This is a genomic window from Pantoea sp. SIMBA_079 (assembly GCF_046940275.1).
GTDB lineage: Bacteria > Pseudomonadota > Gammaproteobacteria > Enterobacterales > Enterobacteriaceae > Pantoea > Pantoea borealis.
Window position 1 is genome coordinate 528522 of sequence record NZ_JAWRYR010000001.1, and the last position, 18926, is coordinate 547447.

Below are 18926 nucleotides of genomic sequence, written 5' to 3' on the forward strand. Positions count from 1 at the left end.
ACTTCTGCTTCAGGGTAAACTGCGCCGCTTATTGTTGAACCGGAGTTTGTTATGTCCCTGATCTGTCCCCTGTGTCGCCAGCCATTAACCCAGCAGGCGGGCGCGTTTCGCTGTGACGCTGGTCATCAGTTTGATCAGGCCAGAGAAGGGTATGTCAATCTGCTGCCGGTGCAGCACAAAGGGTCGCGAGAGCCGGGTGACAGCCTGGAGATGCTGCAGGCGCGCCGCGCTTTCCTGGATGCAGGCCACTACCAGCAGCTACGCGATCGCGTGGCAGCAATACTGGCACAACGGCTGACGTTGCCTGCGGCTCAGATTCTGGATATTGGCTGCGGTGAAGGGTATTACACCAGCGCCATGGCCAGCGCGCTGCCAGACGCTCAGCTCTTTGGGCTGGATGTCGCCAAACCGGCAATCCGCATGGCGGCAAAGCGCTATGCGCAGGTACGGTTTTGCGTGGCCTCCAGCCAGCGGCTGCCGTTTGCCAGTGCTGTGCTGGATGCGGTGGTGCGCATCTATGCGCCCTGTAATGAAGAGGAGCTTAGCCGCGTGGTAAAACCAGGCGGTTATCTGCTGACCGTTACGCCAGGTCCGCACCATCTGCAGCAGTTTAAGGCGCTAATCTATTCGCAGGTGCAGCTGCATGCTGCAGAAGAGAAAACCTATACCGGCTTTACGCTGTGTGAGTCGCAGTCTCTCAGCTATGGCCTGACGCTAAGCGGTGCTGAAGCAGTGAGCCTGCTGCAGATGACTCCCTTTGCCTGGCGTGCGACGGAAACGGTATGGCAAACGCTGGCAGAGGCAGAATCGTTCCTCTGCGACGCTGACTTTACGCTTTCGCTGTGGCAGCGCGATTAGCGGGCAGTGAGGAGCGTACGCCAGATACGCTCCAGATCATCCAGCGTATTGACCGCAATCATCAGCCGCCGTCGCTCCAGCTGTAGCAGCAGAACCCCCTCCTGCGAAAGATTAATCGCGGCAATGCGTGCATAGCGGATCCAGATTCCGTTATCAAACAGCCCTTCCTGCTTCAGCAGCAGCACCGGACGGCGCAGCCAGCATAACCAGAATGTCAGTGCACAAAGCACCATAATCAGCGTTGTCGTCAGCGGCGACCCCGCATTGCTGACATTTTTCCACAGCAGAATCAGCAGCAGTCCGATAAAAATGGCGCTATCGGGCAGGTGACGTCGTCGCAGTGCGACCCGCAACAGGGTAACGCCTTTACGGCGCGGCAACACCGCTTCATGGTAAATGGCAAACAACAGCAGAGCGGCAATGCAGAGTATCAGCAGCAGATCGGTCAGCGCCATCATAGTTCCTCTTCACACTGCCTGTGTCATGCGTCTGGCCGGAAAGCGGCCTACAGTCCCAGCAGGCCAATCCAGTAACCAATTATGCCGATAACAAAGAAGCCGATGATGATCCAGAGCGCATTGACTTTGCGGCGCAGCAGCCACATACAGCCGAATGTCAGCAGCAGCGGGATCAGGCCTGGCATAAGCTGATCGAGAATAGACTGAACGGTGGTGACCGTGGTTTTACCGGTCTGATCGGTGATGCGGGAGACCACCAGCGGCACATTAACGTGCGTCCACTTATTGACCAGAGCGCCCATCACAAACAGGCCGAGTATCGATGCGCCTTCGGTAAGCTTCTGCAGAAAACCGCCGCCCATATCGCTGACAATATCAACGCCTTTGCGATAGCCATAGGCAACGCCATAATAGCGGGTCAGCAGGCGGGCAACGTTAAACAGCACAAAAAACAGCAGCGGACCCAGCAGGCTGCCGCTCATGGCAATACCCGCACCAAGCGCGGCAAATACCGGCCGTACGGTGCCCCAGAAGATGGGGTCGCCCACGCCTGCCAGCGGGCCCATCAGGCCCACCTTTAATCCGTTAATGGCGCCATCGTCAATTGCGGCACCGTTTGCCCGCTGCTCCTCCATTGCCATAGTGACGCCCAGTACCGGCGCGGCTACATAGGGATGCGTATTGAAAAACTCCAGATGACGCCTGATCGCCTGTTTACGTGCGTCGTCGTTTTCCGGATAGAGGCGACGGATCACCGGTACCATAGAAAAGCAGAAACCGAGCGCCTGCATGCGTTCAAAGTTCCATGACCCCTGAAGCAGATTAGAACGTATGAACACGGCGCGCACATCACCGGAAGTGAGCTTTTTCGCTATTCGCGTGCTGTCAACCATAGTGGCACCTGTTCCTAGTCAAGTTCGTTATCAAGGTCGTTTTGCGTCGCGCCTGCCGGCGCTGCGCCTGTGACCCGGTTATATTTCGGGGCGAGCTGGATATACAGAATGGCCATCACCACGCCGATAACGCCCAGTGCGACCAGATTGAAATCAGTAAACGCGGCGGTGACAAATCCAAGATAGAAGAACGGCATCAGATAGCCGGCGCGCATCATATTGATGACCATCGCGTATCCCACGACCACAATCATGCCGCCGGCAATATTCAGGCCGTTTGTGACCACGTCCGGAATAGAACTCAGCAGCGTATGCACGGCGCTGGTGCCGACAGAGATAGCAACTATCAGCGCAGGTATAGCAATGCGCATCGCCTGCAGCAGCAGGGCGGAGACATGGATCCAGGAGATGGCGGTGAGGTTGCCTTTTTCGGCCGCTTTATCTGCCGCATGCTGAAATGCCACGGTCAGCGTTCGCACAATGATGGTCAGCACCTGACCCGCCGCCGCCAGCGGTATCGCCAGCGCAATACCGGCACCGACGCTTTGCCCGCCGGCAATGACCAGAATGGTGGATATGATGGAGGCGAGAGCCGCATCGGGGGCTACCGCCGCTCCGATATTCATCCAGCCCAGCGCGATCATCTCCAGCGTACCGCCGATAATAATGCCGGTTTTCATATCACCCAGCACGGCGCCAATCAGGGTGCAGGCGACCAGCGGACGGTGAAACTGAAATTCATCCAGGATAGATCCCATACCGGCAATACAGGCCACGATAAATATCAGTACAATCTGTAGCGTGGTTATTTCCATTTTGCATCTCCTCAGCACACTCAGGATGCCCGCTGTAATTACCGGGCGGCAGCAAATCAGGCAGTGACCTTCGCAATCAGGTCCATCATAGTGAGTTTTTGATCGGTAGACACTTTGCGCACCTCAAGCTCAATACCGCGGGCGTTGAGCTGACGAAAGGCCGCAATATCCTTCTCATCCACTGAAACCGCATTAGTAACCTGCGTTTTACCCTGGCGAAATGCCATGCCGCCGATATTCACACTGGTGATATTCACGCCCTGCGCCACAACGCGCTCAACGTCGGTGGGATTAGTAAACAGCAACATAACGCGTTCGCCAGCATATTTAGGGTTGTTCCAGACGCGGATCATTTTTGCAATATCGACCACGTGCGCGGTAACGCCTGGCGGCGCTACCTGAGTTAGCAGGGTTTTGCGCACATGATCGTTTGCCACTTCATCACTGATCACGATGATGCGGCTGACGCCGGTCTCTTTGGTCCAGCGGGTCGCTACCTGACCATGAATCAGACGATCGTCTATGCGTGCCAGCCCGATTTTCATATGCTGCCCAGGCGCCAGCGGCGGCGCAGCAGGCTTAACCGGTGCTGCAACAGAGGAGACAGAGGTTGCCTTTAGTGCTTTGACGCCTTGCCGGCCGGCCTCGGTCGCGACCTGCACCAGCGCCGCCAGTTCAGGGTCGTCATCGCGGGCCATCAGCGTTTCGACCAGCATCGGAATATTGACGCCGGCAATAACCTCCTGATCCGGGCGATCCGTGACGAGGCGGCTGGCGGCATTAAACGGGCTGCCTCCCCATGTATCAACCAGAAACAGTACGCCCTGTGCGGTATCAAGTTCTGCCAGCCGGCCGCGATACTTATCCATCAGCGTTTCGGCATTTTCACCGGGTGCAAAATCGATACAGGCCACATTGTGCTGTTCGCCCAGCAGCATCTCTGCTGTTTTCAGGAGCGGCTCTGCTGCCCAGCCGTGTGTACCAATGACTATTGCGATGGTCACCTGCTACCTCCGTTTACAACGAAACCCTGTCAGTAAAGGGCGTTAACAGGGATAAAGATGCGGCCGGACTCGTCAGGCAGGTAAGTATGAGCCGCTACGATAAAGGTCTGAGCATTTATCAATTTGCGTTAAGGTCGCCGTTTATTTTAGTTAGCGAAAGAAGAAAGAGTGTGACGCCTGTCGGTTATCTGAGGTAACAGCGGCCTGGCGGACTTTTTTATGCCATTTTTTTGTGCCAGCGCAGTTATTTGTAAATGTAAGAAAATTTTTTGATCTTGTTGAGGTAACTGATACATTAACTTTCTGTTTATTATTCAGGAGTACCGGGCTCAAGCTCACCTTTATGGACCGTCACCGACGTCGCTTCTTATCCTTACTGTGCCAGCCGGCCCAGATCGCCATGCCGTTCAGCGTTATTTCGCCCCCGACTATTCAGCTGTCTCACTTACCGGTGCAGACTGATTTTCGCGCGTCTACTTTATTAGCAAGGAGTCACTGATGGAGTTTCTCTTGGATCCCTCGATCTGGGCGGGGCTGTTAACGCTGATCGTGCTGGAAATTGTGCTGGGTATTGATAACCTGGTCTTTATCGCCATTCTTGCTGACAAACTCCCGCCAAAGCAACGCGATAAAGCGCGACTGATTGGTCTGTCGCTGGCACTGGTAATGCGCCTCGGCCTGCTTTCACTGATTTCGTGGATGGTCACGCTGACCCGTCCGCTGTTCAGCGTGATGGATTTCAGCTTTTCCGGCCGCGATCTGATCCTGTTGTTTGGTGGCCTGTTCCTGCTTTTCAAGGCCACGATGGAGCTGCATGAGCGGCTGGAAAATAAAGGGATGGAGCAGCAGGGTAATCGCAACTATGCCAGCTTCTGGGCGGTAGTTGCACAGATTGTGGTGCTGGATGCCGTCTTCTCGCTGGATGCCGTTATAACTGCAGTCGGTATGGTTAATCACCTGCCGGTGATGATGACGGCGGTAGTGATCGCAATGGGTATGATGCTGCTGGCGTCAAAACCGCTGACTAATTTTGTTAACGCGCATCCGACGGTCGTAGTGCTCTGTCTGAGCTTCCTGCTGATGATTGGTTTATCGCTGGTGGCGGAAGGGTTCGGTTTCCATATCCCGAAAGGTTATCTCTATGCGGCGATTGGTTTCTCAATTTTGATTGAGCTGTTTAACCAGATCGCCCGTCGCAACTTTATGCGCCATCAGGCGCGTCGCCCGATGCGTGAGCGGACGGCAGAGGCTATTTTACGTCTGATGGGCGGTCGCAATCGTCAGCAGCAGCCTTCACAGGATGATCATACGCTGAATAACGCCATACCGCAGGAAGCGTTTAAAGATGAAGAGCGTTTTATGATCAACGGCGTACTGACGCTGTCGCAGCGCTCAATTCGCAGCATCATGACGCCGCGTGGTGATATTTCGTGGGTTGATGTGACGCGCCCGCTGGATGAGATCCGCATGCAGCTGCTGGATACGCCACACAGCCTGTTTCCGGTGTGCCGCGGTGAGCTGGATGAGATTATCGGCGTGGTGCGTGCGAAAGAGCTGCTGGTGGCGCTGGAACACGGTATGGATGTAACCACGTTCGCATCTGGCTCACCGGCAATTATTGTACCTGAGACGCTGGATCCCATTAATCTGCTGGGCGTGCTGCGCCGGGCGAAAGGCAGTTTTGTCATTGTGACCAATGAATTTGGTATGGTACAGGGGCTGATTACGCCGCTGGACGTACTTGAAGCGATTGCCGGTGAATTTCCGGATGAAGATGAGACGCCGGATGTGATCGCCGATGGTGATGGCTGGCTGGTCAAGGGCGGTACCGATCTGCATTCGCTGCAGCAGCTGCTCGACTATCATGAACTGGTCAAACAGGAAGACGATCACGCTTCGCTGGCGGGTCTGCTGATTGAGCAGAAAGGTCAGCTGCCGCAGCCCGGTGAAGTGATTGATCTGCCGCCGCTGCACTTTGAAATTGTTGAAGCGACGGATTACCGTATCGACCTGGTGCGGGTGACCAAAGATGCGCCTCACGATGAAGATGAAGAAAACGCGTAATTACGCGTGATTATGCTGACAGGGCCGTCATCGCGACGGCCCTTTTTTATGCTTCTGTTTCCTGATGCCGGGCCAGCCATGCCGGAAAATCTTCAATTGGCATGGGGCGCGCATAGAAGTAACCCTGCAGATGATCTACCCCGCGTTCACGCAGATAGGAGGCCTGTTCAGCGGTCTCTACGCCTTCGGCCACCAGCGCAATCTTCAGGCGCTGCGCCAGTGAAATCACCATATCGGTTACCGTGGCGTTAATGGCATCAGTGCCGATAGCCGCCGTAAAAATCTTATCAATTTTCAATACATCGGGCTGCAGATCCTTCAGGTAGGCCAGCGAACTGTGTCCGGTGCCGAAATCGTCTATCGCCAGACGCACCCCAATGTTGTGCAACTGCGCCACGACCGACTGATCGATAACCGGCAAGGCGTCACGCTCTGTCAGCTCAACCACCAGCTGCGGATGCGGATTAGCGGGCCACCATATCTGCTGCAAATCTTCCACAATGGCGCGATCGTGAAAATGGCTGGCGGCGACGTTAATCGCAATATGGAACGCGCTGCTTTGCGGCAGCTGCGGCAGGGCCTCTACGGCCCGGGCAATCACAAAGCGGGTCAGGGGAGCGATCAGGTTTTGCCGTTCCGCCAGTGGGATAAAGACATCCGGCGCAATCCATCCCTGGCGCGGATTATGCCAGCGCAGCAAAAGCTCAATACCTTCACACTGTTCGCTGCGGGCATTGATCAGCGGCTGACAGTAAACCATAAATTCACTGGCGGTGATCCCGTAGCTGATCTGCCAGCTGAGGCTCATACGATTGGCCGTGGCCAGCCAGACAATATAGCCAATCAGCAGGCTCAGCATCATTGCCAGCGGCAGCTGGGAAGGCAGCGTATTTAACGCCAGACGCGCAGGTGAGGGACCATAAAGTGTAATGGTGAACGGGTAGCGTAATGATGCCTGATCGTAAGCGACTTCATCCTCCGAGGGCACCGTATGTTCAATCATCGGATTACCATACTCAAGGCTCTGACCGCCCACGTTGAAAATAGCCCGCTCTACCCACGGCAGCTGAGGCTCAAGCAGATAATTGCTCATCAGTTCAACATTCACCACCTGCAGTAAGCCATCGCGATTATCCAGCGACTTTGGCGTCCACAGCAGCAGCACCGGCGAGCCTTTAAGCAGATAATCATCTGTAGTCAGCAGCATACGCTGATTATTGAGCGCCAGCTCCGGGTAGGTCTGACTAAAAGAGATATCGCGTGCGCCATAGATACTGGAGCAGTAGATAGTGTCGTTTTGCACCAGCAGCACCGTGCGCACCGTCTGCAGTGCAGCGATCTTTTCGATCAGCGGATAACGCACCAGCGAACAGGGCAGGCCCACCAGCCCCAGCGTATTATTGGCAGAAACATCCAGCGGTGAGAACATCCGATCAAACCGCTCAATGGCACGGCTGGCAAAGTTAAGCGACTGTTGCTCAATACGTGACTTCTCTTCGATATAACGAAAAGCCAGAGTCAGGATCAAAACCAGCGTCGCGATCACTAACGCAATAAGCAGCCGCTTACGGCGAAATTGACCCACAGATTGCTGGGGAATGAGCATCAGTAACCACCTTGTTAAGACACAGATCAGGAGCAAATTAACGTGAAGGTTATCGGCACAGGGACGGCCAGGTTTAGCGCTGCCCGGTAAAAAAGAGGGCAATAAAAAACGCGGCCTGCCGGATCCGCGCAGGAAAATTACAATATCTGGTTTGGCAACGCCGAGGTAGGTAAAAAAGCAGAAATTAGTATGAGTGCGCTAAATGTAATCAGCGCACTTCGGATAAACATCAGTCACATTGTACTTTGATGGCCAGACCGCCCCGCGAGGTTTCGCGATATTTAGCGTTCATGTCTTTCCCGGTTTCGTACATGGTCTCAATCACTTTATCCAGCGAGACGCGCGGGGCGCTGGTGCGGCGCAGCGCCATGCGCGCCGCGTTGATGGCTTTGACCGACGCAATAGCATTGCGCTCGATACACGGCACCTGTACCTGGCCGGCAACCGGATCGCAGGTCAGACCCAGGTTATGCTCCATGCCAATTTCTGCCGCCACGCACACCTGTTCCGGGCTGGCACCCAGCAGTTCCGCCAGACCCGCTGCCGCCATAGAGCAGGCGACGCCAACTTCGCCCTGACAGCCTACCTCGGCACCAGAGATTGAGGCGTTCATTTTATAGAGAATACCAATAGCGCCTGACGCGAGAAAATAACGAATGAAGATATCGGGCGTGACGCTTTCGATAAAGTGATCGTAATAGGCAAGCACCGCCGGCACGATGCCGCAGGCACCGTTAGTAGGAGCCGTGACCACGCGTCCGCCTGCGGCATTCTCTTCGTTTACCGCCAGGGCAAACATGTTGACCCAGTCAATCACGTTCATCGGATCGTTAGAATGCTTGGTCGAAGAGACCAGCAGGCGGCGTAAAGAGGCGGCACGACGCGGCACGCGCAACGGCCCGGGCAGTACGCCTTCGGTGTTCAGGCCACGGTCAATGCACGCCTGCATGGTCTGCCAGACGTCGGTAAAATAGTGAGTAATCTCTTCACGGCTATGCAGCGCCAGCTCATTTTGCATCACCAGTCCTGACAGCGACATCCCCGTCTCACTGCAGTGGCTGAGCAACTCTTTTGCGGAGTGAAATGCATAAGGCACAGAGACTTCATCCAGTACCGGCTGACCAAAATGCGCTTCATCAACGATAAACCCGCCGCCAATGGAGTAGTAGGTTTTCGTCAGGATCAGCAAATCCCCGGCAAACGCATACAGCGTCATGCCGTTTTCATGCAGTGAAAGGTTTTCACTGCGGAATACCATGCCGCCTTCACGCGGGAAATCCACCTCATGTGCGCCTTTAGCCAGCAGCAGGCGCTCACGCATTTCTGTGTCTTTGATAAACGCCGGGATCGCATCAATATCCACGGTAGCAGGTTCATAACCCGCCAGGCCCATAATGATAGCGATATCCGTATGATGCCCTTTACCCGTCAGCGAGAGAGAGCCATACACATCCACCGCTACGCGTGTGACATCCTGCAGTTTGCCCTGCTCAGCCAGCAGATCAACAAACTGTTTGCCCGCTTTCATCGGGCCTACAGTATGTGAACTGGATGGGCCGATGCCCACTTTGAACATGTCAAAAACACTAATCAACGGTGACGCTCCTCACAAATACGGGTTTCTGCGGCCTGAGCCGTAATTGCGGCTAATAGTAATCGCCACGGCGGGCGAAAGAACAGCTTTTCGCATGAAATAATCTAATTATAAACCGCAGAAATAGTTATCTGGCCGTACCTTTGTGAAGTGGATCGATTTTTCAGCCAGGAGTTTGCAGACAGGATTCAGGGCAGCGCGATCTGCTGACCGAGTGCGCGGATAATGCCGGCCGTCATGCCCCAGATAAAATAATCGTTATACCAGGAGAGCCAGATCCGGTGCTGCTGCTGGCCGCGATACAAAGTCAGAGGATGATAGCGTGCCAGATGCAGTGCTTCCCGCAGTGGCATAGTAAATGCGCTTTCTACTTCATCCGGGTTTAGCCGGAGCGGCATGGCTGGCAGGATACCGACTACCGGCGTTACGGCAAAGCCGGTACTGCTGGTGACTGCCGGCAGTACACCGGCGATCCTCACCTGATGAGGATCGATGCCCACTTCTTCCTGCGCTTCACGCAGGGCAGTACAGATCAGTGAGGTATCGCTGGCATCCTGCATGCCGCCCGGAAATGCAACCTGGCCGGCATGTTTGCGCAGCAGCGCCGAGCGGCGCGTCAGCAGCAGTGCCGGCTCGGCGCTATTGATAATCGGCACCAGCACTGCCGCATGACGTCCGGCAGGGGCCGGCAGGCGCGCGGGGCGCGGGGGCTGCAGCATAAAACGCGTCAAAAACTGGCTGAGTTCGGCCGTCATTTTACTTCTCGTCGCTAAGGCTGGGCAGAATGCGGTTAACCTTATGGAAGGTCTCTTCATACTCAGATTGCAGCTCGCTGTCGGCCACCAGTCCGCCGCCTGCAGCGCAGTAGAGGGTATTGTTTTCCGCGATCAGTGTACGGATGGTAATACTGCTGTCCATCCGGCCACACAGACTGATATAGCCGATGCTGCCGCACCAGGCGTTCCGGCGATGCGGCTCCAGCTCTTCAATAATCTCCATCGCGCGGATTTTGGGCGCCCCGGTGATTGAGCCTCCCGGGAAGCAGGCGCGCAGCAGGTCGGTAGCGCGTAAAGCATCAGGCAGGCGGGCCCGCACGGTGCTCACCAGATGATGCACTGCCGGAAACGGTTCAACCACAAACAGTTCCGGGACGCTAACGCTGCCAGGTTCAGCGACCCGTCCAATATCATTACGCATCAGATCAACAATCATCAGATTCTCAGCGCGATCTTTAGCCGAGTGCGCCAGTTTCTCTGCCTGCAGACGATCGGCCTCCCGTTCTGCCAGGCGCGGCAGCGTGCCTTTTATCGGGCGCGTTTCAATGACGTTTTGCTGCAGCGAGAGAAAGCGTTCCGGCGACAGGCTGAGCAGCGCGCTGTCCGGCAGACGCAGAAATGCGCTAAAGGGCGCGCGATTGGCGCGCGTAAGGCGCAGAAACGCCTGCCACTCATCTCCGCTGTAGTGTGCTTCGAAACGCTGGGCAAGGTTGACCTGATAGCAGTCGCCCGCCTGAATATACGCCTGTACGGCATTAAAGCGGGCTGCGTAGGCCTCACGCGTGAGGTTAGATCGCCACGCGCTGGTTAAGCGAAACGCCCGCGGCGGCGGAAGCGCCTGCGCCTGCAGCCAGCGCCAGCGCGCGTCAGCATCGCTGAGAGAAACCAGCGTGAGCCGCTGCAGGTGGTGATCGGCAATCAACGCCCAGTCATACAGGCCCACCGCCATGTCAGGTGTCTGCAAATCCTGCTGCGCTACATCCGGCAGCCGTTCAAACCGGCGTCCGAGATCGTAGCCAAACAGGCCAAGCGCACCGCCCTGAAAAGGCAGATCGGGATGGAAAGCGGGCTGCAGGTCCAGCCGGTCAATCTGTCGCTGCAGCAGCTGCAGCGGGTCCTCTTCAGAGCGCCGCATGCCGGTGCCATCATCAATTTCAGTATACCTGCCGCGCGTGGTCAGCGTGACGCGCGGATCGGCAGTCAGGATATCAAAACGGTTATCCGCGTGATCGGCCTGACCTGAGGTCAGCAGCATGGCCCACGGGCGATGCGCGAGCGTGGCAAAGCGGCTCAGCAGGGCATCGGGGGTATAGGTAAGCGTGAGGGTTTTTGCGATCATGAGTTCAGCAGCATTCAACAGGCAGAGGCGTAGCCTGACATATTTTTTTGCCACTGGCACCTGTTTGTTCCACGTGGGATAATGCCCGTCCGATTTAATCTGGAGTAACGTATGTTTACAGGGCTTCCGGCACTATCTCATGAGCAGCAGCAGCAGGCGGTTGAGCGAATTCAGGAACTGATGGCGGGCGGTATGTCCAGCGGACAGGCGATTGCGCAGGTGGCACAGGAAATTCGCGAAACCTTTACGGGTGAGGCAATTCGGGCACGCTTCGACGATGAAGATGAGAACGAATAGTGCCCGTGCCGCTTAACGTGCGGCAATAATCTTTATTTCAACTTTATATTGCGGGTTCATCAGCCCGGCCTGTACGGTGCAGCGTACTGGCGCATTGCCAGGCGACACCCACGCATCCCAGGCACGATTCATTGCAGCAAAATCCGCTTTATCAACCAGAAAAATGGTGGCGTCAAGAATGTTGCTTTTATCTGAGCCGGCGCGCGCCAGAATACGGTCAATCACCGCCAGCGCGTTGGCCGTCTGCGCCTCTGCATCCAGGTTTTCCGGTACGCTGGTATAGTAAATCGTATTGTCATGTATCACGGCTTCAGACATACGATGTTCGGGATCGATACGCGTAATAGACATGCTTTTCTCCTCTGTTTTTTTGCTGCGCCAGCCTGCCATAACCGGGCCGGGATGTCATCTGTTGTGGTCGCGTCTGCCGAATCCTGACATAATTACAGTAGTTTTCAGGTAACAGGTGAGGATGTGTGGCAGACGATTTTGCAGCCGATGGCGCGCTAGCGCAGGCAATTCCCGGTTTTAAACCGCGCGCAGCGCAGCATGAAATGGCGAAGGCGGTTACAGCCGCCGTCACGCACAGCGGAGAGCTGGTGGTGGAGGCGGGCACCGGAACCGGTAAAACGTATGCCTATCTGGCGCCTGCATTACGCGCAAAGAAGAAGGTTATTGTTTCTACCGGATCCAAAGCGCTGCAGGATCAGCTCTATAATCGCGATTTGCCCACCATTGCCCGGGCGCTGAAGTTCAGCGGAAAAACCGCGCTGCTAAAAGGCCGGTCTAACTACCTCTGTCTCGAACGTATGGAGCAGCAAAATCAGAGCGGCGGCGACCTTACCGTTCAGGCGCTGGGCGATCTTATCCACGTGCGCAGCTGGTCATCAGAGACAAAAGATGGCGATATCAGCAACTGCGCTGGCGTTGCCGAAGACAGTCCCATCTGGCCCTATGTGACCAGCACCAATGACAACTGTCTTGGCAGTGACTGTCCGCTCTATAAAGAGTGTTTTGTCGTGAAAGCACGCAAAAAAGCGATGGATGCTGACGTTGTGGTGGTCAATCATCACCTGTTTCTGGCCGATCTGGTGGTGAAAGAGGGGGGGTTCGGCGAGCTGATCCCGGAAGCGGACGTGATGATCTTCGATGAGGCGCATCAGCTGCCTGATATCGCCAGCCAGTACTTTGGTCAGCAGCTCTCCAGCCGCCAGCTGCAGGATCTCGCCAAAGATATCATTCTTGCCTATCGCACCGAGGTGCGCGATGTACAGCAGCTGCAAAAATCTGCCGATCGGCTGGCGCAGTGCGCGCAGGATTTTCGTTTGACGCTTGGCGAACCCGGCTTTCGCGGTAATCTGCGCGATCTGCTCAGTGACAATAACGTTATGCGCATGTTCACCCTGCTGGATGATGCGCTCGAACTCTGTTACGACGTCATTAAACTCTCTCTGGGGCGATCGGCGCTGCTGGACGCAGCTTTTGAGCGCGCGGCGCTCTATCGCACCCGCCTGAAACGACTGCGCGCCATCAGCGAACCCGGTTTCAGCTACTGGTATGAATGTACCAGCCGGCACTTTACGCTGGCGCTGACGCCGCTTTCAGTCGCAGAACGCTTTCGTGAGGTGATGAATACACGTAAAGCGGCGTGGGTATTTACTTCTGCCACGCTGGCGGTGAATGAACAGGTCGGGCACTTCGCCAGTCGTCTTGGTGTTGAGCAGGCGCAGACGCTGATCCTCGACAGTCCGTTTGATTACGCCCGGCAGGCGCTCCTGTGTGTGCCGCGCAATATGCCGGAGCCAAATGCGCCCGGCGGAGCCCGGCAGCTGGCGCGGATGATGAAGCCGCTGATTGATGCTAATAAAGGGCGCTGCTTTTTTCTCTGCACTTCACACAAAATGATGCGTGAACTGGCGGCCGAGTTTCGTGCGTCAATGACTCTGCCGGTGCTGCTGCAGGGCGAGACCAGTAAAGGGCAGCTGCTGAAGCAGTTTCTGGAGGCGGGCAACGCGCTGCTGGTCGCGACCAGCAGCTTCTGGGAAGGTGTCGACGTCCGCGGCGATGCTCTGTCGCTGGTGATTATTGATAAACTGCCGTTTACCTCGCCAGACGATCCGCTGCTGAAAGCGCGCATGGAGGATTGCCGGCTGCGCGGTGGCGATCCGTTCAGTGATGTGCAGCTGCCGGATGCGGTGATCACCCTTAAGCAGGGGGTCGGGCGTTTGATCCGCGACACCGCCGATCGCGGCGTACTGGTGATTTGCGATCAGCGTCTGGTTTCACGTCCCTACGGCGAACTCTTTCTCAACAGTCTGCCACCCACGCCGCGTACCCGCGATCTGGCGCGCGCGATCGACTTTGTCCGGCAGGCAGAGGAACACTAATTTATGCCGCTTTGTGATAAGATGCGCGCCATTTTGATTCTCTGAGGTTGTTATGTCCGCCCGAATTTTAGCACTGGACACGGCGACAGAAGCCTGTTCTGCCGCGCTGCTGAATCAGCAGCAGATCGATGCCCGTTTTGAAATTGCCCCGCGCGATCACACGCAACGTATTTTGCCGCTGGTGCAGTCGCTGCTGCAGGCGCAGCAGCTGGAACTGACCGCGCTGGACGCGCTGGCGTTTGGGCGCGGACCGGGCAGTTTTACCGGTGTTCGCATTGGTATTGGCATTGCGCAGGGACTGGCACTGGGGGCAGATTTACCCATGATTGGCGTCTCTTCGCTGGCAACAATGGCGCAGGGTGCCTGGCGGCTGACCGGAGCCACGCGTGTACTGGTGGCGATTGATGCACGCATGGGCGAAGTCTACTGGGCTGAATATCAGCGTGATGAAGCGGGCCACTGGCACGGTGCTGAAAGTGAAGCAGTGCTGAAGCCAGAGGCTGCCGCTGCCCGTATCGCCGCGCTGAGCGGTGAGTGGGCGACCGCAGGCACCGGCTGGCAGGCCTGGCCTGAGCTGATGACCACGCCGGGCGCAACCCTGCTGGCAACGTCCGTTACGCTGCCTGCGGCTGAAGATATGCTGCCGCTGGCACTGCAGGCGTGGCAGCGTGGGGAGAGCGTAGCGGTTGAGCATGCAGAGCCGGTTTACCTGCGTAACGAAGTGGCGTGGAAAAAGTTGCCCGGACGCTGAGCCGCTACGCAACTTATTTTTGCACCTCCAGTCTAAATTAAAAATTACAGGAGATGTGCTTATGCCAGGTTATCGTGCTGGAATCGCTGGTAGCGTACTGGCGTGTGTGTTGCTGCTAAGTGGCTGCGTCAGCGTACCCGATTCTATTAAAGGCAGCTCGGCGCTTCCGCAGCAGGATTTACTGCGCGTGATGAATGCCCCCCAGCTTTATGTCGGCCAGGAGTCGCGTTTTGGCGGTAAAGTAGTACGCGTTACTAATCTTAACGGACTGACGCGACTGGAAATAGCCACGCAGCCGCTGGATGACAGCGCCCGGCCCCGGCTGGGTGCTGCCTCAATCGGACGGATATACGCCGATATCAACGGATTTGTTGATCCGGTCGATTTGAGTAACCAATATATTACGGTGCTGGGTACGATAAAGGGCACCGAGAAAGGTGAGATTGGCAAGGCCAGTTATAACTTTGTTGTAATTGATGTGCGTGGCTATCAGCGCTGGCACCTTACTCAGCAGGTTATGACGCCACCTCAGCCGATCGATCCCTGGATCGGGTATGGTCCGTCGCGGCATCATCCCGGTTACTGGGGGCCAAACCCTTACTGGGGGATGAACCTGGGAGGGCCGGCTCAGGTACAGACTATCCTGACTGAATAGCCGCTGCATACTTTTCCGGCCCGGTTGCGGTGCACGCAGCCGGGCTTTTTTATTGGGCGCGTAACCGGCGCGCGAAATTTAGTGATGGGCTTCGCAACCTGAAAATGCCGCGACCGGCAAACTGGTACAATCAGTTAAAGTATTGTTAACAACACTGATTGCAGAGGCGGCGATGGCTACGCAACAAGAATATCGGGGTGACTCTTTGACGAAAGTTTGGCTGAAACGCTATCCGCCAGATGTGCCAGCAGAAATAAATGCCGACCGCTATCCCTCTCTGGTCGATCTCTTTGAACATGCGGTATTGCATTATGCTGACAACGTTGCATTCATCAATATGGGTCAGCCGCTGACCTATCGCCAGCTCGACGCGCAGAGCCGGGACTTCGCCGCCTGGCTGCAACAGGGGCTGGGACTGCAGCAGGGCGATCGCGTAGCGCTGATGATGCCTAATCTGCTGCAATATCCGGTGGCGCTGTTTGGTGTGCTGCGTGCCGGTATGGTAGTGGTGAATGTGAACCCGCTCTATACCCCGCGCGAGCTGAAGCATCAACTCAACGACAGCGGTGCCAGCGCGATTGTTATCGTCTCCAATTTTGCCCACACGCTGGAAAAGGTCGTGGCAGATACGGCAGTTAAGCATGTCATGCTGACGCGTATGGGCGATCACCTGGCACCGGTCAAAGCAACGCTGGTGAACTTCGTCGTCAAATATATCAAAAAGCTGGTGCCGAAATACCATTTACCTGGCGCGGTGCCGCTGCGGCATGCGCTGCAGCAGGGCGCACGTATGGCTTATCAGCGCCCGGCGTTAAGTAATAATGATCTGGCCTTTCTGCAGTACACCGGCGGCACCACCGGCGTTGCTAAAGGTGCAATGCTGACCCATGGCAACATGCAGGCCAATCTGGAGCAGACAAAAGCCACCTATGGCAAACTGCTGCGTGCCGGGCAGGAGCATGTGGTGACGGCGCTGCCGCTTTACCATATTTTTGCGCTGACGGTTAACTGCCTGCTGTTCCTTGATCTCGGCGGCACTAATCTGCTGATTACTAATCCGCGCGACATTCCAGGGTTCGTTAAAGAGCTGGCTAAATTCCCGTTTACCGCCATCACCGGCGTGAATACGCTGTTTAACGCGCTGCTCAATGACGAAAACTTTAACAAACTCGACTTCTCCACGCTGCGGCTCTCAGCTGGCGGAGGTATGTCAGTTCAGAAAGCCGTCGCCGAGCGCTGGGAAAAGCTCACCGGGCATTATCTGCTTGAAGGCTACGGCCTTACCGAATGCTCCCCGCTGGTGTCGGTTAACCCTTATGACATTACCTGTCATACCGGCAGTATTGGCCTGCCGGTGCCCTCTACCGATGTACGGATTATTGACGATCAGGATAACGAAGTGACGCCGGGCGAGCCGGGCGAGCTTTGCATTCGCGGCCCGCAGGTGATGGCGGGCTACTGGCAGCGTCCTGACGCCACGCTGGAAGTGCTGAAAAATGGCTGGCTGCATACTGGCGATATTGTTACCGTGGACAGCGAGGGGTTCATCCGGATTGTCGATCGTAAAAAAGATATGATTCTGGTTTCCGGCTTCAATGTCTATCCTAACGAAATCGAAGATGTGCTGATGCAGCATCCAAAAATCCGTGAAGCCGCTGCGATTGGCGTACCAAGCGAACTCTCTGGTGAAGCGGTGAAGGTCTGTATTGTTAAAAAAGATCCTGCACTTACCAAAGAAGAGGTGCTGGATCACTGCCGGCGTCAGCTGACCGGCTACAAAGTGCCGAAAATCATTGAATTTCGTGAAGAGCTGCCAAAGACAAACGTGGGCAAAATTTTACGGCGTGAACTGCGCGATGAGGCGAAGCGGGAAGGGCAATAAGGTTGCCGCGCTTCCACAGGTTAACGCCGGCAACGACCGGCGTTTTTATTGCTTTTAACATGGAGCGCTGCGCGGGGTTTGCGCAGCGGGAATAAATACGTGAATTACACCCTGATCGACCAAGACCACCAGCTGGCTGAAGTGTGCCGCCTGGCTCGCCAGCATGATGCTGTTGCTCTGGATACTGAATTTGTACGCACCCGGACTTACTATCCTCAGCTTGGGCTGATACAGCTGTTTGATGGTGAACAACTGGTGCTGATCGATCCACTGCCGATTGGTGACTGGGCGCCGTTTATCGCTTTGCTGCAGGACGTGCAGGTGACGAAATTTCTGCACGCCGGTGGCGAAGATCTGGAAGTCTTTCTGCATCGCTTTGGTTGCCTGCCGCAGCCGATGATCGATACCCAGATCCTGGCCGCTTTTTCCGGTCAGCCGCTCTCCTGGGGCTTTGCGGCCATGGTGAATCACTTTAACCAGATCGAACTGGATAAAAGTGAGGCCCGCACCGACTGGCTCGCGCGCCCGCTGACCGAGCGCCAGTGTCAGTATGCCGCAGCGGATGTTGCGTACCTGCTGCCGATTGCTCGTCAGCTGATGACGCAGACTGACGCCGCCGGCAATATGCATGCAGCACTGAGCGAGTGCGACATGCTGTGTCAGCGTCGGCTGGACATCGTGCAGCCTGAGGAAGCGTGGCGCGATATCACCAACGCCTGGCAGCTGCGTCCGCGCCAGCTGGCGGCACTGCAGCGCCTGGCAGCCTGGCGTCTGAAAGTGGCGCGTCAGAAAGATATGGCGGTTAACTTTGTAGTGCGTGAAGAGAATCTGTGGAAAGTGGCTCGCTATCTGCCTGGCAGCCTCGGTGAACTGGATCACCTTGGACTCAACGGCCATGAAATCCGCTTTCACGGTAAAACGATGATTGAGCTGGTGGCGGATGCGCTGGTACAGGATGAGGCAACGCTGCCGGCGCCGCTGCCCAATCTCATTGAGCACCCGCACTATAAGCAGGTTTTTAAAGCGATTAAAGCGCTGGTACAGCAGGTAAGCGAAGAGACAGGGTACAGTCAGGAACTGCTGGCATCACGCCGCCAGATCAATCAGGTTCTCAGCGTATACTGGGGGCTGAAATCAGCAAACCGCACACCCGAACTGCTGAATGGCTGGCGTGGTGAGCTGCTGAAGCCAGGGATCGATCAGATTCTGCAGGCGCTGTAAAACCGCGACTTTCCCCTGCGTTACTACGCAGGGGAAACGCTGCGATCTGCTCCACTCATTTCGGGGCGTCTTCCGTTTCCGGCAGCGTCACGTTCAGCTCCAGAATCGAAATATCGTCGCCTTTCTGATCGAGCTGTACGGTCACCATATCGGGATCGATTTTGACATACTTGCAGATCACTTCCAGGATATCGCGTTTAAGCTGAGGCAAATAGTGGGGCTCACTGTCGCCCCTCCTGCGTTCAGCGACGATAATCTGCAGCCGCTCCTTGGCTATATTGGCTGTGCTCTTTTTACGGGATAAAAAGAAATCGAGTAAGGCCATT

At 56.0% G+C, this 18926-nt stretch carries 18 protein-coding genes; 8 read left to right on the forward strand and 10 right to left on the reverse strand.

Annotated features, from left to right (window positions below; translation table 11 throughout):
• Positions 1-51 precede the first annotated feature (51 nt).
• Positions 52-858, forward strand: a complete 807-nt coding sequence (rlmA, locus tag SB719_RS02600) for a 23S rRNA (guanine(745)-N(1))-methyltransferase (RefSeq protein ID WP_412158864.1) — start codon at positions 52-54, stop codon at positions 856-858.
• Here the strand turns inward: rlmA and SB719_RS02605 are convergent.
• The 4 genes from SB719_RS02605 to manX are packed head-to-tail and all read right to left on the reverse strand — an operon-like array spanning position 855 to position 4028.
• Positions 855-1313, reverse strand: a complete 459-nt coding sequence (locus tag SB719_RS02605) for a DUF986 family protein (RefSeq protein ID WP_292972399.1) — start codon at positions 1311-1313, stop codon at positions 855-857. The two genes, rlmA and SB719_RS02605, sit on opposite strands and share 4 nt — an antisense overlap.
• Positions 1314-1363: 50 nt before the next feature.
• Positions 1364-2209, reverse strand: coding sequence for a PTS mannose transporter subunit IID (locus SB719_RS02610; RefSeq protein ID WP_065649135.1), 846 nt, complete (start codon positions 2207-2209; stop codon positions 1364-1366).
• A gap of 14 nt (positions 2210-2223) precedes the next feature.
• The gene (locus tag SB719_RS02615; RefSeq protein ID WP_065649136.1) at positions 2224-3024 is read right to left on the reverse strand and encodes a PTS mannose/fructose/sorbose transporter subunit IIC; all 801 of its coding nucleotides are present in this window, start codon (positions 3022-3024) and stop codon (positions 2224-2226) included.
• 56 nt (positions 3025-3080) lie between these two features.
• A complete protein-coding gene (gene manX, locus SB719_RS02620) occupies positions 3081-4028 on the reverse strand; it encodes a PTS mannose transporter subunit IIAB (protein WP_065649137.1) in 948 nt (315 codons plus the stop codon).
• A gap of 498 nt (positions 4029-4526) precedes the next feature.
• Between manX and SB719_RS02625 the strand changes: the two genes are divergently transcribed.
• Entirely contained in the window at positions 4527-6092 is a 1566-nt protein-coding gene (locus SB719_RS02625) for a TerC family protein (RefSeq protein WP_304232843.1), read from the forward strand.
• 46 nt (positions 6093-6138) lie between these two features.
• Here the strand turns inward: SB719_RS02625 and SB719_RS02630 are convergent, their stop codons facing one another.
• The 4 genes from SB719_RS02630 to pabB all read right to left on the reverse strand — a co-directional run bounded on the left by SB719_RS02630 (position 6139) and on the right by pabB (position 11407).
• Positions 6139-7698, reverse strand: a complete 1560-nt coding sequence (locus SB719_RS02630; RefSeq protein WP_304232845.1) for an EAL domain-containing protein — start codon at positions 7696-7698, stop codon at positions 6139-6141.
• Positions 7699-7927: 229 nt separating this feature from the next.
• Positions 7928-9292, reverse strand: a complete 1365-nt coding sequence (gene sdaA, locus SB719_RS02635; protein ID WP_304232847.1) for an L-serine ammonia-lyase — start codon at positions 9290-9292, stop codon at positions 7928-7930.
• Between the two features lie 188 nt (positions 9293-9480).
• On the reverse strand, positions 9481-10047 hold the full coding sequence (locus SB719_RS02640; RefSeq protein WP_292971163.1) for a CoA pyrophosphatase: 567 nt from the start codon (positions 10045-10047) through the stop codon (positions 9481-9483).
• Position 10048: 1 nt separating this feature from the next.
• Positions 10049-11407, reverse strand: a complete 1359-nt coding sequence (gene pabB / locus SB719_RS02645) for an aminodeoxychorismate synthase component 1 (RefSeq protein ID WP_304232852.1) — start codon at positions 11405-11407, stop codon at positions 10049-10051.
• 111 nt (positions 11408-11518) lie between these two features.
• Here pabB and SB719_RS02650 point away from each other — a divergent pair, with 111 nt between their 5' ends.
• Entirely contained in the window at positions 11519-11704 is a 186-nt protein-coding gene (locus tag SB719_RS02650) for a YoaH family protein (RefSeq protein ID WP_065649143.1), read from the forward strand.
• A gap of 12 nt (positions 11705-11716) precedes the next feature.
• On the opposite strand, the gene SB719_RS02655 is transcribed toward SB719_RS02650, so the two are convergent.
• Complete coding sequence (locus tag SB719_RS02655) at positions 11717-12055, reverse strand: RidA family protein (RefSeq protein ID WP_412158865.1); 339 nt, start codon at positions 12053-12055, stop codon at positions 11717-11719.
• Between the two features lie 125 nt (positions 12056-12180).
• Between SB719_RS02655 and SB719_RS02660 the strand changes: the two genes are divergently transcribed.
• From SB719_RS02660 to rnd, 5 genes are all read left to right on the forward strand, one after another.
• On the forward strand, positions 12181-14091 hold the full coding sequence (locus SB719_RS02660) for an ATP-dependent DNA helicase (RefSeq protein WP_412158866.1): 1911 nt from the start codon (positions 12181-12183) through the stop codon (positions 14089-14091).
• Positions 14092-14143: 52 nt separating this feature from the next.
• Positions 14144-14842 carry a tRNA (adenosine(37)-N6)-threonylcarbamoyltransferase complex dimerization subunit type 1 TsaB gene (tsaB, locus tag SB719_RS02665; RefSeq protein ID WP_065649145.1) on the forward strand — a complete coding sequence of 233 codons (699 nt, stop codon included), beginning with the start codon at positions 14144-14146 and terminating at the stop codon, positions 14840-14842.
• Between the two features lie 61 nt (positions 14843-14903).
• Positions 14904-15497: a Slp family lipoprotein gene (locus SB719_RS02670; RefSeq protein WP_065649146.1), complete on the forward strand. Its 594-nt coding sequence runs from the start codon at positions 14904-14906 to the stop codon at positions 15495-15497.
• 205 nt (positions 15498-15702) lie between these two features.
• Entirely contained in the window at positions 15703-17379 is a 1677-nt protein-coding gene (gene fadD / locus SB719_RS02675) for a long-chain-fatty-acid--CoA ligase FadD (protein WP_139074185.1), read from the forward strand.
• 99 nt (positions 17380-17478) lie between these two features.
• Positions 17479-18600, forward strand: a complete 1122-nt coding sequence (gene rnd, locus SB719_RS02680; protein WP_304232861.1) for a ribonuclease D — start codon at positions 17479-17481, stop codon at positions 18598-18600.
• 55 nt (positions 18601-18655) lie between these two features.
• On the opposite strand, the gene minE is transcribed toward rnd, so the two are convergent.
• Positions 18656-18925, reverse strand: a complete 270-nt coding sequence (gene minE, locus SB719_RS02685; RefSeq protein WP_039384731.1) for a cell division topological specificity factor MinE — start codon at positions 18923-18925, stop codon at positions 18656-18658.
• Position 18926 lies beyond the last annotated feature (1 nt).

Coding starts and splice junctions, on each gene's coding strand:
- rlmA (WP_412158864.1), top strand. CDS start 52: ATGTCCCTGATCTGTCCCCTGTGTCGCCAGCCATTAACCCAGCAGGCG.
- SB719_RS02605 (WP_292972399.1), bottom strand. CDS start 1,313: ATGGCGCTGACCGATCTGCTGCTGATACTCTGCATTGCCGCTCTGCTG.
- SB719_RS02610 (WP_065649135.1), bottom strand. CDS start 2,209: ATGGTTGACAGCACGCGAATAGCGAAAAAGCTCACTTCCGGTGATGTG.
- SB719_RS02615 (WP_065649136.1), bottom strand. CDS start 3,024: ATGGAAATAACCACGCTACAGATTGTACTGATATTTATCGTGGCCTGT.
- SB719_RS02625 (WP_304232843.1), top strand. CDS start 4,527: ATGGAGTTTCTCTTGGATCCCTCGATCTGGGCGGGGCTGTTAACGCTG.
- SB719_RS02630 (WP_304232845.1), bottom strand. CDS start 7,698: ATGCTCATTCCCCAGCAATCTGTGGGTCAATTTCGCCGTAAGCGGCTG.
- SB719_RS02640 (WP_292971163.1), bottom strand. CDS start 10,047: ATGACGGCCGAACTCAGCCAGTTTTTGACGCGTTTTATGCTGCAGCCC.
- pabB (WP_304232852.1), bottom strand. CDS start 11,407: ATGATCGCAAAAACCCTCACGCTTACCTATACCCCCGATGCCCTGCTG.
- SB719_RS02650 (WP_065649143.1), top strand. CDS start 11,519: ATGTTTACAGGGCTTCCGGCACTATCTCATGAGCAGCAGCAGCAGGCG.
- SB719_RS02655 (WP_412158865.1), bottom strand. CDS start 12,055: ATGTCTATTACGCGTATCGATCCCGAACATCGTATGTCTGAAGCCGTG.
- tsaB (WP_065649145.1), top strand. CDS start 14,144: ATGTCCGCCCGAATTTTAGCACTGGACACGGCGACAGAAGCCTGTTCT.
- SB719_RS02670 (WP_065649146.1), top strand. CDS start 14,904: ATGCCAGGTTATCGTGCTGGAATCGCTGGTAGCGTACTGGCGTGTGTG.
- minE (WP_039384731.1), bottom strand. CDS start 18,925: ATGGCCTTACTCGATTTCTTTTTATCCCGTAAAAAGAGCACAGCCAAT.